At 68.1% G+C, this 16,834-nt stretch carries 10 protein-coding genes; 7 read left to right on the top strand and 3 right to left on the bottom strand.

Translation table 11 applies throughout. From position 1 onward, the window contains the following. Positions 1-54: 54 nt before the first annotated feature. From R9J51_RS21390 to R9J51_RS21405, 4 genes are all read left to right on the top strand, one after another. On the top strand, positions 55-2,259 hold the full coding sequence (locus tag R9J51_RS21390) for a glycoside hydrolase family 3 C-terminal domain-containing protein (RefSeq protein ID WP_179562489.1): 2,205 nt from the start codon (positions 55-57) through the stop codon (positions 2,257-2,259). A gap of 5 nt (positions 2,260-2,264) precedes the next feature. Next, the gene (locus R9J51_RS21395) at positions 2,265-3,776 is read left to right on the top strand and encodes a glycoside hydrolase family 30 beta sandwich domain-containing protein (RefSeq protein WP_179562487.1); all 1,512 of its coding nucleotides are present in this window, start codon (positions 2,265-2,267) and stop codon (positions 3,774-3,776) included. Between the two features lie 18 nt (positions 3,777-3,794). After that, complete coding sequence (locus tag R9J51_RS21400) at positions 3,795-4,931, top strand: acyltransferase family protein (protein ID WP_179562485.1); 1,137 nt, start codon at positions 3,795-3,797, stop codon at positions 4,929-4,931. A gap of 117 nt (positions 4,932-5,048) precedes the next feature. After that, on the top strand, positions 5,049-8,444 hold the full coding sequence (locus tag R9J51_RS21405) for a glycosyltransferase (RefSeq protein ID WP_179562483.1): 3,396 nt from the start codon (positions 5,049-5,051) through the stop codon (positions 8,442-8,444). Here the strand turns inward: R9J51_RS21405 and R9J51_RS21410 are convergent. Together R9J51_RS21410 and R9J51_RS21415 are read right to left on the bottom strand one after the other, a co-directional pair. Continuing rightward, a complete protein-coding gene (locus R9J51_RS21410) occupies positions 8,441-9,721 on the bottom strand; it encodes an MFS transporter (protein ID WP_179562481.1) in 1,281 nt (426 codons plus the stop codon). The genes R9J51_RS21405 and R9J51_RS21410 overlap by 4 nt on opposite strands. 7 nt (positions 9,722-9,728) lie before the next feature. After that, complete coding sequence (locus tag R9J51_RS21415) at positions 9,729-10,814, bottom strand: LacI family DNA-binding transcriptional regulator (protein WP_179562479.1); 1,086 nt, start codon at positions 10,812-10,814, stop codon at positions 9,729-9,731. Between the two features lie 203 nt (positions 10,815-11,017). Here R9J51_RS21415 and R9J51_RS21420 point away from each other — a divergent pair, with 203 nt between their 5' ends. Continuing rightward, on the top strand, positions 11,018-13,393 hold the full coding sequence (locus tag R9J51_RS21420) for a TonB-dependent receptor (protein WP_432788076.1): 2,376 nt from the start codon (positions 11,018-11,020) through the stop codon (positions 13,391-13,393). Positions 13,394-13,460: 67 nt separating this feature from the next. Continuing rightward, positions 13,461-15,434, top strand: a complete 1,974-nt coding sequence (locus R9J51_RS21425) for a glycoside hydrolase family 3 N-terminal domain-containing protein (RefSeq protein WP_179562477.1) — start codon at positions 13,461-13,463, stop codon at positions 15,432-15,434. Positions 15,435-15,456: 22 nt separating this feature from the next. Here R9J51_RS21425 and R9J51_RS21430 read toward each other — a convergent pair whose 3' ends face one another. Then, complete coding sequence (locus tag R9J51_RS21430; RefSeq protein WP_179562475.1) at positions 15,457-16,323, bottom strand: SDR family oxidoreductase; 867 nt, start codon at positions 16,321-16,323, stop codon at positions 15,457-15,459. A 77-nt stretch (positions 16,324-16,400) separates the two neighbouring features. On the opposite strand from R9J51_RS21430, the gene R9J51_RS21435 reads away from it, so the two are divergent. Further along, positions 16,401-16,832, top strand: a complete 432-nt coding sequence (locus R9J51_RS21435; RefSeq protein WP_248290432.1) for a winged helix-turn-helix transcriptional regulator — start codon at positions 16,401-16,403, stop codon at positions 16,830-16,832. The last annotated feature ends 2 nt before the right edge of the window (positions 16,833-16,834 follow it).

Here is a 16,834-nt window from a genome sequence, read left to right on the forward strand (position 1 = left end):
GGCCGCCCGCTTGGGGCGGCCCGCATTTTTCCCTTTTCTCACAAGGATTGTCCGATGAACCGCCACCTGCCTTTCGTGCTTGGCTGCGCTGCCCTGGCGCTGGGTGCCAATGCCCATGCCCAGCAGGCGCCCGCGATCGATCTGGCAGGGGCACAGGCCCGCGCCGATGCCACGGTCAAGCAGATGACCGGCGACGAGAAAGTGATCCTCACCCACGGGATGATGCCGCTGCCGTTCCTGCCGGGTACCAAGGTTCCCGAAGGCGCGGTGCCTGGCGCGGGCTATGTGCCGGGCATTGCGCGGCTGGGCGTGCCGGCGCTTACCGAAACCGACGCCAGCCTGGGCGTGGCCTGGGTGGGCGGGCTGCGCAAGGACGGTGCCACCGCGCTGCCGTCGGGCCTGGCCCAGGCGGCCAGCTGGAATCCCGGGCTGCTCTATCGCGGCGGGGCGATAATCGGGGCAGAGGCCCGGGCCAAGGGTTTCAACGTGCTGCTGGCCGGCGGCGTCAACCTGATGCGCGATCCGCGCAACGGCCGCACGTTCGAATACCTGGCGGAAGATCCGCTGCTCTCGGGTGACCTCGTCGGCGCGGCGATCGCCGGCATCCAGTCCAACCATATCATTTCCACGATCAAGCATTTCGCGCTCAACGGGCAGGAAACCGGGCGCAAGTATGTCGACGTCAAGATCGCCGAAGGCGCCGCCCGCGAAAGCGACCTGCTGGCGTTCCAGATCGGCATCGAAAAGGGCCAGCCCGGCGCGGTGATGTGCGCCTATAACCGCATCGGCGGGGCGCAGGCCTGCGCCAGCGACTGGGCGCTCAACAAAGTGCTCAAGGGCGCGTGGGGCTACAAGGGCTTCGTCATGTCCGACTGGGGCGCGGTGCCCGGCGTGGAGGCCGCCATCAATGGCCTGGACCAGCAATCGGGCGAACAGCTCGACAAAGGCATCTATTTTGCCGACACGCTCAAGGCCAAGGCGGCCGGCGACAAGGCCTGGGCCGCGCGGCTTGATGACATGAACCGCCGCGTGCTGACCGCGATCTATGCTGCCGGGGTGGACAAGAACCCGGCGCGGCCGGGCGGGCAGATCGACTTTGCCGCCCATGCCCAGGTGGCCGAGGAAGTGGCCCGGCAAGGCATCGTGCTGCTCAAGAACAACGGCGCGCTGCCTTTGGCCAAGACGGCCAAGACAATCGCGGTGATCGGCGGCTATGCCGACAGCGGGGTGTTGGCCGGATCGGGTTCCAGCCTGGTGATGGGCGAAGGCGGCCCGGCCGCCACGCGCTCCCTGGGTGGCGATGGGCCGTTTGCCGCGCTGATGCAGCAAAGCTATCACCGCTCCAGCCCGCTCAAGGCCATCCAGGCCAGTGCGCCCCAGGCCACGATCACGTTCCGCGATGGTCGCTACATCGCCGATGCCGTGGAAAAGGCCCGCCAGGCCCAAGTGGCGATCGTGTTTGCCACCGAATGGCGCACCGAAGGGGCCGATCAGCCCGACCTGTCGCTGCCCGATGGGCAGGATGCGCTGATTGCGGCCGTCGCGGCAGCCAATCCCAATACGATCGTGGTGCTGGAAACCGGCGGGCCGGTGCTGATGCCCTGGCTCGACAAGGTGGCGGGCGTGGTGGAGGCCTGGTATCCCGGCGCCCGCGGTGGCGAGGCGATTGCCTCGGTGCTGTTTGGCGATACCAATCCCGGCGGACGCCTGCCCGTGACCTTCCCCGCAAGCCTTGATCAGTTGCCCCGGCCTAAGCTGGACGGCAGCGATTGGGTGGAGCCCAATTTCGGCGGTGATCCCGCGCCGGGCAAGGACCAGTTGCACAGCGACTATGACATCGAAGGGTCGGACGTGGGCTATCGCTGGTTTGCCCGCAAGGGGCTCAAGCCGCTGTTTCCGTTCGGCTATGGCCTGAGCTACACCAGCTTTGCGGCGCGCGATCTCAAGGTTTCGGGGCTTTCCGCCAGCTTCACCCTGGCCAACACCGGCCAGCGTGCAGGTGACGACGTGGGGCAAGTCTACCTCGTTCGCCGCAACGGCGCCCCGCTGCAACGCCTGGTTGGCTTCAAGCGGTTGAGCCTGGCCGCCGGCGCCAGCCAGAGCGCCAGCGTCACGTTCGATCCGCGCCTGCTGGCCGATTGGAAGGATGGTCGCTGGACGATGCCGGCGGGCGAATACGGCTTTGCCTTGGGGCGCAACGCGGCCGAACTGGGCCCGGTGGTGACGATCAAGCTGCCTGCCCGCGCGTGGAAGGATTGAAGGCCATGGACTCTGCGGTCAACCGGCGGGGTGCCATGGCACTGATCGGCATGGGGGCGGCTGCGGCGGGGGTGCCTGGCATCACCGCCGCAACTCGGGGCGCCCCGGCACCGGCAGCCCCGGCACGACCCGCCGCCACCGGCGCGTCGTGGGTGGCGACGGTGGCTGGTCGGCCATGGCACGCGCGCCCGTTGCCCGCGTTAGCGCCCGTTCCCGCCGATCTGTTTGCCGTGGGCGCGCAAGTGCGGCTGGATGCACCACGCCAGACCATCGCCGGCTTTGGCGGGGCGTTTTCGGAAAAAGGGTGGGATGCCTTGCAGGCCCTGCCGCCTGCCCGGCGCGCCCAAGCCCTGGCCGCCCTGTTCGGCGACGATGGCTGCGCGTTCAACCAGTGCCGCACCCCGATCGGCGCCAACGACATTTCGCGGGGGTGGTATAGCTATGACGAAACGCCCGACGATTATGACCTGGCGCACTTTTCGATCGCCAATGATCGGGAAACGCTGATCCCGTTCATCAAGGCGGCACAAGGCTTGCGGCCCGATCTGAAAGTCTGGGCCTCGCCGTGGTCGCCGCCCACCTGGATGAAGAAGGGCGGCCATTACGCACAGGCGCCGGCCTGGCCAGGGCAGCCATCGAATGGCATCACGCCCGCGCAACTGGGCCAGGAAGGCAGCGATTCCTTCCGCCTCGATGATCGCACCCTGGCCACGTATGCCCGCTATTTCCGTCGTTACGTGGAGGAATATGCCAAGGCCGGCATCCACATCGACACGGTGATGCCGCAGAACGAATTCAATTCGGCCCAACCCTTTCCCAGCTGCTGCTGGACACCCGAAGGCCTCGCGCGGTTCATTCCCTTCCTCGCCCAGGAAATGGACAAGGTGGGCACGCGCGTGTTCTTCGGCACGCTCGAGCGCGGCAATGTTGACCTCTTCACCCGCGTCATGGCCCATCCCCAGGCCGCCGCCGCGATCAAGGGCATCGGCGTGCAATGGGCCGGCAAGGATGCGCTTGGCCCCTTGCGCGAACGCTGGCCCGCGCTGGAGCTATGGGGTTCGGAGCAGGAATGCGGCGTCGGCACCAACGACTGGCGCTATGCCCGCTATGGCTGGCAGACGATCCGGCGCTATTTCGAAAATGGCGCCAGCGCCTGGACGTATTGGAACCTCGTCATGCCCGAAGGCGGGATGAGCGGGTGGGGTTGGCCACAGAACAGCCTGCTGGTGGTCGATACCAAGGCCGGTACGTTCCGCATGGGCGAGGATTACTGGCTGGTGCGCCATCTTTCCGCCCACGTGCGCGCCGGCGCGCGGATGGTGCCGGTGGAAAGTTTCCTGGGCTATGTGGACCAGCTCGCCTTCCGCAACCCCGATGGATCGCTGGTGCTGGTCGCGAGCAATCCCATCGCCCAGCCTGCCACCGTGACGTATCGCATCGGCAGCAAGACACTGGCCTTGCCGATGGAGGCGGATTCGCTCAACACGGTGGTCCTGCCCGCCGATGCGCTGGCATGATCGGGGCGTGAACGGGGCATGACAGCGACACGGGGAGCCGGTGCGATGGGCATCGCGCAGGGCAATGCAACCACCACCGGCAAGGCGCACTTTGCCGTGCTCGATGGCTTGCGCGGCACGGCGGCCTTGATGGTCGTGCTGTTTCACATCCAGGGCATCACCGTGCTGTGGCAAGGCGACAAGGTGATCCTGCACCACGCGCCGCTGGCGGTGGATTTCTTCTTTGCACTGTCGGGCTTTGTCATCGGCTATGCCTATGATGATCGGTGGGGGAAGATGGGCGTGGGCGATTTCTTCCGCCTGCGTCTGGTACGGCTGCACCCCTTGGTGATCCTGGGCGTGCTACTGGGCTTTGCCAGCTATCTGCTCGATCCCTGGGGCGCGCCGGAGCAGGCGATTGCCCTTTCGCGCCTGCTGGTCGCGCTGGTCATGGGCCTGGCCCTGATTCCAACCTGGCCGCTGCCCAGCCGCTGGACCGATACCCACCCGCTCAACGGACCGTGCTGGAGCCTGCTGCAGGAATATCTCGGCAACATTGCCTATGCCCTGGTGCTGCGCCACTGGTCCACCCGTGCGCTGGGCGTGTTGGCGCTGGTGAGCGGCGCGGGGCTGGCGGTGAGCGGCGTGGCGCTTGGTTCGCTGGACCAGGGTTCCTATTGGGAAACCCTGTGGATGGCGCCGGTGCGGCTGTGCTTCCCGTTCGTGATGGGGCTGTGGCTCTATCGCGTGCGCGCGCGGTTGCCCCAGGTGCGATTGGGCTGGCCCACGCTTTCGGTGATCATGGTGGTGGCGATGTTGCTGCCGATCTGGCCCGAAGTGGGCGGGATCAAGCTCAACGGCGTCTATGAAGCGGCCTGCGTGATCGTGCTGTTTCCCGCGATCATCGTTGCCGGGTGCCATTCGCAGGCAGGGCCCGTGGTAGGCTGGCTGGTGCGCGCCTGCGGACGGCTGTCCTATCCGATCTACATCACCCACTTCCCGTTCCTCTACGTGTGGATGAACTATGTGGCCAAGGCGCACCCATCGCCCACGCGCATGGCGGTGATCGGGGTGGGCCTGGTGCCGCTGCTGATCGCAGTGGCCTGGCTGGCCGACGTGGCCTGGGATCGGCCGATCCGGGGTTGGCTTGGCCGGCGCCTGGGCGGGCGCCGCTGACCACGCAGCCGGCGTGGAGACCATTAAGCCCCGCATTTTTGCGCATGCCCGCCTTAGCCGATAGCCACCGTTTTTGCCCCATGCCCGCGGCGATCAGGCAGCAGGCAGGACCGGGCATTGCATCTTCAGGTATTTCACGATCCCAGCGGGCGGCGCGGGCGCTGGGTGCGCGGCGTGGTGGCAGTGATAGCGGTGGCGCTGGTGCTTGGGCTTGCGGGGCTCGGGCTGGCGGTGGGCTGGATGGAGCGGCGGCAGGCGCCCGCCTTGGCCGTGGTGCCCGGAACTGCACGCCTGCCACGCGCCGCCGCGCTGGATCCGGGGCGTGAAAGCGGGGCAGGGGCCTGGCTCCCCGTGGCTCCATCGAGCGCCGATGGCGCTGCGTCCGGTCCCTTGCCGGCTGAGCGCATCGGGTTCCTGATGGCCGGCGATGCGCAAGGGCGCCGCGCCCTGGCCGAGCACGGCGGCGCGTTGAGCGATGTGGCGGTCGGCCTGGTTTCGGTGCGCGGGCGCGAACATGCCTGGGTGGAGCAGGACGATCCCGACCTGGCCGCCGCGCTGCGCGCGCAGCCGCGCCTGGGGCTGTTGCTGATGATCCAGAATGACGGGCTCGGCGATGCCGGCTGGGACGGCGCCAACATGGCGCGCCTGCTGGCCGATGCGGCGCAACGCGCGCGGCTGCTCGACCGGATCGAGCGTGCCATGGCGCGCTGGCACGCGCGCGGGCTGGTGCTCGATCTGGAAAACCTGCCGCCCGATGCCCACGGCGATTATCGTGCCTTCCTGGGCGAAGCGCGGGCGCGCCTGGCGCCACGGGGCCAGCGACTGATGATCGCGGCACCGGTGCTCGATCCGGCGTGGGATCTGCGCGCCTATGCCCGCGCGGTCGATCGCGTGATCCTGATGGCCTATGACCAGCACTGGCTGACCGGCCGCGCCGGGCCGATCGCCGGCCAGCCGTGGTTCGCGCGCGCGGTGGCCGATGGCGTGGCGGCGGTGGGGCCAGGCAAGGCGGTGGTGGCGCTGGGCAGCTATGCCTATGACTGGCCCGATCGCGGGGTGGCCGAACCGATCGGCCTGGCCCAGGCCTGGCAGCGCGCGCAGGCCGCCGGCACCACGCCCCGTTTCGATTCCCGCAGTGGCAACAGCGGCTTTGCCTATCGCCAGGATGGCACGCGCCACCAGGTGTGGATGATCGACGCGCTGGCGAGCTGGAACCAGTTGCAGGTGCTGCGCGCGCTGGCGCGGACGGATGCCGCGCCGGTTGGCCTGGCCCTATGGCGCCTGGGTGGGGAAGATCCCGGCTTCTGGGCGGCGCTGGCCGGGCAGGCGCGCGATCTGGCCCTGTTGCCGGCGCCCGACAGTGTGAGCCTGGTCGGGCAGGGCGAAGTGCTGCGGATCGGTGCGGCGGCTGCACCTGGCTGGCGCGAAGCCGGCGTGGGCGCCGATGGCCTGATCCGCCAGGCGGTCTATCGCCAGTTGCCCGCTGCCAACCAGGTGCAACGCGCCGGGCTGATGCGCAAGCAAGTGGCGCTGACCTTTGACGATGGCCCCGATCCACGCTGGACCCCGCAGATCCTGGCCATTCTCAAGGCGCACGGCGTGCCGGCCACGTTTTTCGTCACCGGCAGCAACGCGCTGGGCGAGGCCGGCCTGCTGCGCGCGATCCTGGGGCAGGGATCGGAACTGGGTAACCATTCGACCACGCATCCCGATCTCGATCGCATGGGCAACCGCGCTGTGGCCCTGGAAATCAATGCCACGCAGGCGCTGGTGGAAAGCTATACTGGCCGGTCCATGCGGCTGTTTCGCGCGCCCTACCTGGGCGATGCCGATCCCGGCACGGCGGCCGAATTGCGTGTGCCGCGCATTGCCGCGGGGCTGGGCTATCTGACCGTGGGCCTTAATGTCGATCCGCTGGACTGGACCGGGGCAGACGCCGCCACGCTGGTGGCGCGCACCGTGGCGCAAGTGGAAAGCGGCGATAGCCATGAAGCGCGCCAGATCGTGTTGCTGCACGATTCGGGCGGGGATCGCAGCGCCACGGTGCGCGCGCTGCCGCAGATCATCGCGCAGTTGCAGGCGCGCGGCTATCGCTTCGTCACCGTTTCGGCGCTCGCTGGCCTTTCGCGCGATCAGGCCATGCCGCCGCTGGCCGGGCCGCGGGCGCCGGCAGCAGGAGGGCTGTTTGCAGCGCTCGGCACGGCGCGGCGCGTGCTGGGCTGGCTGTTTGTCGGTGCGATTGTGCTGGGCATGGCGCGCGCACTGGCCATGACCGCGCTGGCCCTGGGGCAGGCCCGCCGCCCGGCGCGCGTGCCTGGCCCGGCGCATCTGGTGCCGGGGTTCGTTTCGGTGCTGATTCCCGCGTTCAACGAAGCGCGAGTGATTGCCGCCTCGCTGCGCCGGGTGCTGGAATCGCGCGGGGTGCGGTTGGAAGTGATCGTGATCGACGATGGCTCGAGCGACGAGACCGCCGCCGTGGTCGCGCGCGAGTTCGGCCATGATCCGCGCGTTGCCCTGCTGCGGCTGGACAATGGCGGCAAGGCGCGGGCGCTCAATCATGGTTTGCAGTTGGCGCGGGCAGACGTGGTGATCGCCCTGGATGCCGATACCCGGTTCGAACCCGATACCATCGCGCGGCTGGCCGCGTGGTTTGCCGATCCTGCCATCGGTGCGGTGGCGGGCAATGCACAGATCGGCAATTGCATCAATCTGCTCACGCGGTGGCAGGCGGTGGAATATGTCACGGCCCAGGCGCTGGAGCGGCGCGCGCTCGATGCGCTGGGTGCGGTTACCGTGGTGCCTGGGGCCGTGGGGGCATGGCGGCGCCGGGCGTTGGACGAAGTGGGTGGCTATCCCACCGATACCCTGGCCGAGGATCAGGACCTGACCATCGCCATCCAGCGTGCCGGTTGGCAGGTGGCGTGCGATCCTGCCGCCGTGGCCTGGACCGAGGCGCCCGAAACCATGCGGGCGCTGTGGCGCCAGCGCTATCGCTGGGCGTTCGGCACGCTGCAATGCCTGTGGAAGCATCGCGCCGTGCTGGCGCAGGGCGCCCCCCGCGGGCTCGCCCGGTTCGGCCTGCCGCAGGCCTGGTTGTTTCAGGTGATCCTGGGGCTGCTATCACCCATGATCGATCTGGCGCTGTTGCTGGCGCTGGTCGATCTGGCCTGGCGCACGGCTAACCACGGCTTTTCCGCCTTGGAGGGCGATGTCGGGCTGATGCTGGGCTTCTGGGCGCTGTTTCTGGCCACCGAGCTGGGCTGCGGCATGGTTGCCTATCGGCTGGACGGGCAGCAAGGACGGCTCCCGGTGCTGCGTCTTCTGGGCATGCGGCTGGGGTATCGCCAGTTGCTTTATGCCGTGGTGGTGCGCGCGGTGTTCACCGCGCTGACCGGGCCGCAGGTGGCGTGGGGCCGGCAACAGCGCAGCGGGCGGTTCACCGTGCCGCCTGCCGTCGCGCCCCTGGCCGAAGAAGCAAGCCCCGCTGCCGCCCCGCTCGACCGGGTGGCCTAGGCCAAGCGCTGGGCGCGCGCCATCAGCAGCGCGGCCAGCAGTGTCGCCAGGCATCCGGTGACGGCCATCGCGGGGCCAAGGCCCGCGCCGGGCCACGCATCTGACACAACGCCCATGATCCATGGCCCGGCCAGCGTGCCGCCCAGGTTGATCGCCACCATCAGCATCGCGGTGATGCGCGTGCGCTGGGCATCGGGCGCGGCTCCCTGCAGTGCAGCCATGCCGCCGCACAGGGCAAACGCCGACGCCATCTGATGGGCCCCAATCAGCGCCACGGCCACACCCGCATCGGGGGCGAGGGGAAAGGCCAGGGCGATCGGTGCCACCACCAGCATGGCGCCTTGCGCCAGGGCAATCGGTCCGCGCAGCCCGCTGCGGCGCGCCATGGCATCGGCGGCCAGGCCCCCGCCAAGCGTGCCCAGGATGCCAAAGCCCAGGCTCAGCGTGCCAAGCACGAAACCCGATTGCTGAACCGACCAACCGAACTGGCGTTGCAGCAATGTGGGTGTCCACACTTGTGCACCATTGCCGCCCAGCACCAGGCAGGCATAGGCCACGATCAACAGCGCCGGCAAAGCGCCGATGCGCCAACCCGCAGCCCCGCGCATGGCGACGGACGGCGCCGTGGCGCGCTCGCTTTCACCGCCACGTGGCGCCGGGCACAGGGCCAGGGCAACCGCGAGCGCCAGGCCCGGCAACACCAGGAGCAGGAACGCCACCTGCCAACCGGCCATGGGCCCCAGCAGCGGCACCATGTGGCGTCCCGCCGGATCGAAGCGCAGCGCGATCCACGCGCCCACCAGCAAGGCCAGCCCGTTGCCAAGGTAGATGCCGGTCTGGAACACGCCGATGGCGGTGGCCGTGCGCTCGCGCGGGAACTGGCGACTGATCCAGGCCATTGCGGCCGGCGTCAGCCCGCCTTCGCCCAGGCCCACCGCCATGCGCGCGGCGATCAGCCCGCCCAGCGACCGGGCCAGCCCGCAAGCGCCGGTGGCCAGGCTCCAGGCCATGACCGCGCCAACGATCACCCGCCTTGGCCCGATACGATCGGCCAGCCAGGCAAGCGGGAATGCGGCAAGCAGGTAGGTCAGCGTAAAGCCCAGGCCATACAGCATGCCAGCGGTGCCATCGCCCAGCCCGAGATCGCGGCGGATCGGTTCGATCAGCAAGGACAGGATCTGGCGATCGACGAACGACAGCGTGTTGGCGGCCATCAGCAGCAGCGGCAAGGCCCACTGGCGCCAGGCCGTCTCGGGGCGGAGCGCGGGGGCGGTCATGCTCCCGTCACGGCCTGGCCGGGCCTGCGCTGGTCGATGCGCGCTCCATCAGCGCGAAATCCAACACCAGGTCATCGTCCACCGATTGGCCCTTCATGCGGCGGATCAGCCGGGCCAGCGCCTGTTCGGCCATGGCCTGCACCGGCTGGTGCACGGTGGTAAGCGTGGGCCAGATGGTTTGCGCGATGGCATCATCGTTGAACCCGGTCACGGCCAGGCGCTCGGGCACGGACAGGCCGATCTGTGCCGCCACGGCGATCACGGCGGCGGCCATGTCATCGTTGCTGGCCATGATGGCCGTGGGCGGCGCGGCGCGTTCCAGCAAGGCGCGCGCGGCCCCCATGGCCGACTGGAAGCGGAAATCGCCGGGCATCACCAGGCTCTCGTCAGCTTGCACGCCAAAAGCCGCCAGCGCATCGCGATAACCGGCCAGCCGGGCCGCGCTCGAGGTGTGGCCCGCCGGCCCGGTGATGAAGCCGATGCGGCGATGGCCCTGTTCCAGCAGGCGCGTGGTCAATTGCCGCATCGCCAGCCGATCGTCCACGCGCACGGTCACCATGCCGGGGATTGCGGCGCCCGCCGCCACGACCGCCACCGGCACGGCGGCATCCAGGCCGATGCCGCCCGGATCGAGCATTTCGGCATAGGGCGGCGATAGGATCAGGCCCCGCGCGCCGTTGTCGCGCAGGCGGGCGATGGTGTCGGCCAGGCCCGCGCTATCGCCGTTGGTTACCCCGCGCACCAGCAGCTGCGCGCCATTGAGGGCGGCCGCCTGCAGCGCCCCGATCAGCATTGCGCCCAGAAAGCCGTTGGTGACCGTGGAGTGGACGAAGCCGATACGCAGCGTATCCGCTCCGGCCAGGCTGCGCGCCGCCATGTTGGGAGCAAACCCCAGTTCGGCAACGGCATCGAGCACGGCCTGGCGCGTCGCCTCGGCCATCTTGCCGGTGCCGTTGATGGCGTTGGATACCGTCATCGAAGACACGCCCGCGCGCAGCGCCACGTCGCGGATCGTCACGCACTGGCTGCCGCGCCGCCGTGCCCGCCGTTCCTGGCCCGCGCTCTTTTCGTTGTCTCCCGTCGTGCTGTCCATCCTGGCCTGTCTTGGGGTGAGAGCGGTCCTGCCTGCCGTGGCATTTTGGCGCGGCTTTGCCGTCGGCGCCATCCATGGCCGCCGGGTTTTGCACATGAGCGCGCAAAATCAAGTTGACAGCGATGACATCTTCCGAGATTTAGCGCTAAATTAGATGGTCACCACAGTGGCCTTGTCAACGATGAACACAATGGGAGGATGTTTTGAAAGTTCGCACCCGAGTTCTGCTTGCCGCCGGTTCGCTCGTCGCGCTGTCGCATGCGGCGGCCCACGCCCAGGCCGCCCCGCAGGATGGCGCGGTCGTTGCCGATGCCGCCACGGCCCAGGCCAGTGCCGCCGCGCCCGACGCCGGTGAAATCATCGTGACCGCCACGCGCGAAAACACACTGCTGTCCAAGACCCCGGTGGCAATCACCGCGATCGGCGGCGACAGCCTGACCAAGACCGGCGTGACCAATGCCACGCAGCTCACCGAAGTGGCGCCCAACCTATCGATCGACCGCGGCGGTTCGGCCGGCCTGCAGATCACCATTCGCGGCGTGAGCAGCACCGACAATTCGGAAAAGGGCGATCCTTCCGCCGGCTTCGTGGTCGACGGCGTGTTCCTCGCCCGCCCGCAGGCGCAGGAAGTCAGCTTCTTCGATCTCGATCGCGTGGAAGTGCTGCGCGGGCCGCAGGGCACGCTTTATGGCCGCAACACCACGGCCGGCCTGGTCAGCCTGATTTCGGCCGCGCCGCGCCTGGGCAAGTTCAGCGCCAGCTTCGATGGCACCTATGGCAATTTCAACACGATCCAGGCCACCGGCGTCGTCAACGTGCCGGTGGGCGAAAGCGTGGCCGTGCGCGCGGCGGTGAATTACGACCGGCGCAACAGCTATGTCTACCAGGGCGTTTCCCCCTATACGCTTGACCCTGCTAAGGAAAACCTGTCGGGCCGCCTCTCCGTGCTGATCGAGCCGAGCGACCGCGTGCGCCTGGTGGTGCGTGGCGACTACAGCTCGATCAAGGGCCACCCCGGTGCCGGCGTGCTGCTTTCCAACCTGTACCAGGCGCCGTTCAGCGTGCCTGCCGATGGCCAGCTGGGCACCGATCCGCTGGTGCGCTCGGGCCGCAGCGCGCGCGATGTCAGCACGCTGACTTATCCCGAACGCTGGCAATCGCTGCGCGATAACAACACCTGGGGCGTGCAGGGCGATCTCAAGCTGGATCTGGCCGATTGGCTGACGCTGAACTACATCGGTTCCTATCGCGAACTGACGCGTGACGAACAGTTCACCGGTTTGACCGGGGTGAACCGCACGACCGGCGCGATCGTCACGTCGCCGCAGACTTTTGACGGCAGCTACAACCAGAATTCGCAGGAACTGCGCTTTGCGATCAACACCGGCGGGCTCAAGCTCCAGACCGGCGCCTATTACTTCAAGGAAAAGTCCGACATTTCCTTCCTGCTCTATGGCACCCAGGGGTTCCAGCAGGGGCAGCGCGGCTATATCTTCGGCTTTCCACAAAAGACCAATTCGGAATCCTTCGCCCTGTTCGGCCAGGGCACCTACAGCCTGGCCGATACCTTCCGCCTGACCGGCGGCGTGCGCTGGACCAAGGACAAGAAGCGCCGCGTGGGCGCCACGATCTACCACGCCAACGTCGACGATCCGCTCGATTTCACCACGGGCACCCAGGCCGGCACCACCAACCCGCGCGGCGTGCAGGATTCGCTCAACAACGCGGAAGTGAGCTACAGCAAGATCACCTGGCGCGGTGGCTTCGAATTCGATGCGGCGCCCACCACGCTGGTCTACGGCACGGTTGCCACGGGCTACAAGGCCGGCGGGTTCAACGATGGCTGCCTGGCCGGGACCGCCAATTGCAACGGCAGCGCGGTGACGACGCCCGATCTGCTCTATTACCAGCCCGAAACGCTCACCTCCTACGAAGCCGGCTTCAAGGCGCGCATCGGCGGCAATGCCCTGCGCCTCAACGGCAGCGTGTTCCATTACGACTACACCAACCTGCAGCTCTCGCAGTTGACCCTGGTTGCCGGATCGCCGGTGCAGCGCACGCTCAACGCCGGGCGCGCCAAGGTTGATGGGGTCGAACTGGAAAGCGTGATCAAGCCCGCGCGCAACCACCAGATCGATCTTTCGGTGAACTGGCTCAACGCCCGCTATACCGACTACCTGATCGATTCGGCCGGGCCGCTGACCGCGCAGTTCGCCGGCAAGAAGCTCGACCGTTCGCCCGAATGGACTGTGTTTGCCGGTTATACCTGGACGATTCCCCTGGGCGATGGCGATGTGCAGCTGGGTGCGCGCACGCGCATGTCGGCCAGCTATGTCATCACCGCGCCAGCCTTGCGCGCGCAGTTCCGCCAGCCGGCCTTTACCAAGACCGATCTGAGCGCAACCTACAATGCGCCGGGCGGGGCCTGGTATCTCCAGGGCTTTGTGCGCAACATCGAAAGCCGGCTCACGCTGTCGAGCGCACAGATCGTTGCCAATTTCGGCGGCACGTTCGACGATGGCACGGCGCAGCTTTCCGATCCGCGCCTTTACGGCGTGCGCGCGGGCCTGCGTTTCTGATCCACCCTGTGGGGCCGTGCCAATCCACGCACGGCCCCGCTTTTTGCCTTTGGGAAAGTCCTTGCCGATGAAGCGTGCCGCTGCCTTGCTGATCGCCCCGTTGCTGGCCCAGGTTCCTTCCGGCATGCTGGCGGCCCGGCCCGCCTTGCCCCCGCAGCCGGCGATCGCGGCCGATACGGGACCGGTGCTGACCGTTGCCGGCGCACGCTTCCGCGATCTCAATCGCAATGGCCGGCTCGATCCCTATGAGGATTGGCGCCTGCCGGTGGCGCGCCGGGTGGCCGATCTCGTCGCGCGGATGACGCTGGCGGAAAAGGCCGGGGCGATGATGCACGGCTCGCTTGCCGCGCGGGACAACGTGGTGGGCGCTTCCACCCTGGGTTACGATGTCGCGGCAGCGCAGGCCGCGATCGATGGGCAGCACATTACCAGCTTCATCACGCGCCTGGCCGTAACGCCCGAACGGATGGCAGAGGAAAACAATGCCTTGCAGCGTCTGGCCGCCAAGACGCGGCTGGGCATTCCCCTGACCATCAGCACCGATCCACGCCACCATTTCCAGGTGACGGTGGGCGCCAGCGCGGCCGCCAGCGGCTATTCGCAATGGCCTGAAACGCTGGGCTTTGCCGCATTGGCCGATGCCGGCCTGATGCATCGCTTTGCCGATCAGGCGCGCCGCGAATACCGGGCCAGCGGCATCCACATGGCGCTTTCGCCCCAGGCGGACTTGTTCACCGATCCGCGCTGGCCGCGCGGCACCGGCACGTTTGGCGCCAATGCCGATCTCGCCGCCAAGATGGTGCAGGCCTATGTCAGCGGGTTCCAGGGCAGCGCCACGACCCTGGCCCACGATGGCGTGGCCACCGTGGTCAAGCACTGGGTGGGCTATGGCGCCAATCCGCAAGGGTTTGATGGGCACAATTACTATGGCCGCATGGCGGTGCACGACGATGCCACGCTCAAGACGCATATCCGCCCGTTCCTGGGCGCGTTCGCGGCCGGCGTGGCAGGGGTAATGCCCACGTACGACATCGTCAGCGGGCCGAGCGTGGCGGGCAAGCCGCTGGAGCCGGTGGCCGCCGGCTACAGCGCGCAGTTGCTGGGCCTGCTGCGCAAGGATTATGGCTACAAGGGGCTGATCCTGTCGGACTGGGGCATCACCCGCGATTGCACCCCGGCCTGCCGCGCGCCAACCGCGCCGCAGACGCCGAACGAGATCGCCATGCCGTGGGGGGTGGAAGACCTGACGCCGGCGCAACGCTATGCCAAGGCCACCAACGCCGGGATCGACCAGTTCGGCGGCGTGACCGAACCCGAGTGGATCATCAAGGATGTCCAGGCCGGGACGATTCCGCTCGCCCGCGTGAACGCGGCGGTGGCGCAGGTCATGGCGCTCAAGTTCAAGCTGGGACTGTTCGACAATCCACTGGTCGATCCGGCCGCCGCGCGCAATATCGCGCCGCCTGCGGTGATGGCGCAAGGGCGCCAGGCCCAGGCGCAGGCGCAAGTCCTGCTGCGCAACGAGGGCGGGCTGCTGCCGCTTGCCGCCGGCACGCGCGTGTTCCTCAAGGGCATCGATCCGGCCCAGGCGAAGGCGCATGGGCTGGTCGTGGTCGATCGCGCGGCCGATGCGCAAGTGGCGCTGATGCGTGCCGATACCCCGTCGGAACGGCTGCATCCCAACTATTTCTTCGGTTCGCGCCAGAAGGAGGGGCGCCTGGATTTCCGCCCCGGCAACGCGGATTACGATGCCGTGGCGGCCATTCCCGCCAGCGTGCCGGTGGTGCTCGCGGTGTTTCTCGATCGCCCGGCGATCCTCACCGATATCCTGCCCAAGACCCGCGCCGTGCTGGGCAATTTCGGAGTGAGCGACGAAGGCCTGCTCGACGTCGTCACGGGGCGCGAGACCGCGCGCGGGCGCCTGCCGTTCGAACTGCCGCGCTCGATGGCGGCGGTGGAAGCGCAGAACCCGGCGGTGGGCGATGACACCGTCGATCCGCTGTTCCCGTTCGGCTTTGGCCTGGGGGCGGGGCCGCAATAGGCCACGCCGCCCAGGCCATTGCTCAAGCCTGTGCGGGCGCCAGCGCAGCCGCCAGGAACCCACGCCACGACGCGGTGGGGCGGCCGATCAGGCGCGACAGGGTGTGGCTTTCGTCGAACAGGCTGCCTTGCCCGGCGCAGGCGTCGGAATCGGCCAGGATCGCGGCCAGCGGTTCGGGCAGTCCAGCCTGGACCAGGCCGGCCTGCAGCGCTTCCTTGGGCAGATCGACATAGCCGACCGGCTTTCCGGAAATGTCGGCCAGCGCGGCGGCCAGGTCTGCCATGGTGAAGCTTTCGTCCCCAGCCAGTTCCAGCACCTGGCCATCGTGGCCACCGGCCAGGACGAGGGCGGCCGCCAGGGCATAGTCTTCACGCGCTGCGGGCGACACCCGGCCGGTTCCCGACGCGCCATAAAGCTGCCCGCTGGCCAGCGCGGGCCCGGCGCCCATCAGGTAGTTTTCCAGATACCAGCCGTTGCGCAGAACAGTGTGGACGATGCCGCTTTCCGCCAGCAGCCGTTCGGTGATCGCGTGTTCGCGTGCGATCAGCATCGGGCTGTTGGCGGCATCGAGCACCGACGTATAGGCGATGAAGCCAACCCCGGCTGCCTTGGCCGCGTCGATCACGGCGGTGTGTTGCGGCACGCGCGCGCCGATTTCCGAGCCGGAAATGAACAGCACGCGATCCACCCCGGCAAAGGCGTCCGCAAGCGATGTGGGGTCGTTGTAATCGCCCCGCCGCACCTGGATGCCGCGCCCGGCAAAGCGCTGCGCCGCTTCATCCGAACGCACCAGCGCGATGATCGCGGCGGGGTCCACCAGCGTGGCGAGGGTATCGATGGCGAGCTGGCCAAGTTGGCCCGAAGCGCCGGTAACGAGGTGGGTGGTCATGGCACGATGATCCTTCTAAAGCGGAGTGCAAGTCTCAGATAGAGACTTGATCGCGGCCGTGAAGGAGGCAGTTTTTCGTGACGAGGTTACCTCCAGAGAACCTTGCCCGGGCCGTGGCGCCCGACAATCCGATGGCGGTGTGGCGCCAGGCCGGCTTCGATCCGCACGATTGCCCGGTGCGCAATATTCTCGATCATATCGCCGCCAAGTGGACCGTGCTGATCCTGCTGGAACTGCACCTGGGCCCGCAGCGATTCAATGGGCTGCTGCGGGCGTTGCCCGATATCTCGCGCCGCATGCTGACCCAGGGTTTGCGCGATCTGGAACGCGACGGCCTGATCGACCGCACCGTGTTCGACACGCGCCCACCGGCGGTGGAATACCGCCTGACACCGCTGGGCCAGTCGCTGATGGGGCCGCTCCTGGCACTGGTCGGCTGGTCGACCGACCACGGACAAGTCATTGCCAGCGCCCGCGCGCGTTTCGATAGCGCCGCTGACGCTGCCTGAGC

Origin of the sequence: Novosphingobium rhizosphaerae, from assembly GCF_050920675.1 — a bacterium.
GTDB classification, from domain to species: Bacteria; Pseudomonadota; Alphaproteobacteria; order Sphingomonadales; family Sphingomonadaceae; genus Novosphingobium; species Novosphingobium rhizosphaerae.

Excerpts from the sequence above, each read along its gene's own strand:
- R9J51_RS21390 (WP_179562489.1), top strand. The coding sequence starts at position 55 with ATGAACCGCCACCTGCCTTTCGTGCTTGGCTGCGCTGCCCTGGCGCTG.
- R9J51_RS21410 (WP_179562481.1), bottom strand. The coding sequence starts at position 9,721 with ATGACCGCCCCCGCGCTCCGCCCCGAGACGGCCTGGCGCCAGTGGGCC.
- R9J51_RS21430 (WP_179562475.1), bottom strand. The coding sequence starts at position 16,323 with ATGACCACCCACCTCGTTACCGGCGCTTCGGGCCAACTTGGCCAGCTC.
- R9J51_RS21395 (WP_179562487.1), top strand. The coding sequence starts at position 2,265 with ATGGACTCTGCGGTCAACCGGCGGGGTGCCATGGCACTGATCGGCATG.
- R9J51_RS21415 (WP_179562479.1), bottom strand. The coding sequence starts at position 10,814 with ATGGACAGCACGACGGGAGACAACGAAAAGAGCGCGGGCCAGGAACGG.
- R9J51_RS21425 (WP_179562477.1), top strand. The coding sequence starts at position 13,461 with ATGAAGCGTGCCGCTGCCTTGCTGATCGCCCCGTTGCTGGCCCAGGTT.
- R9J51_RS21400 (WP_179562485.1), top strand. The coding sequence starts at position 3,795 with ATGACAGCGACACGGGGAGCCGGTGCGATGGGCATCGCGCAGGGCAAT.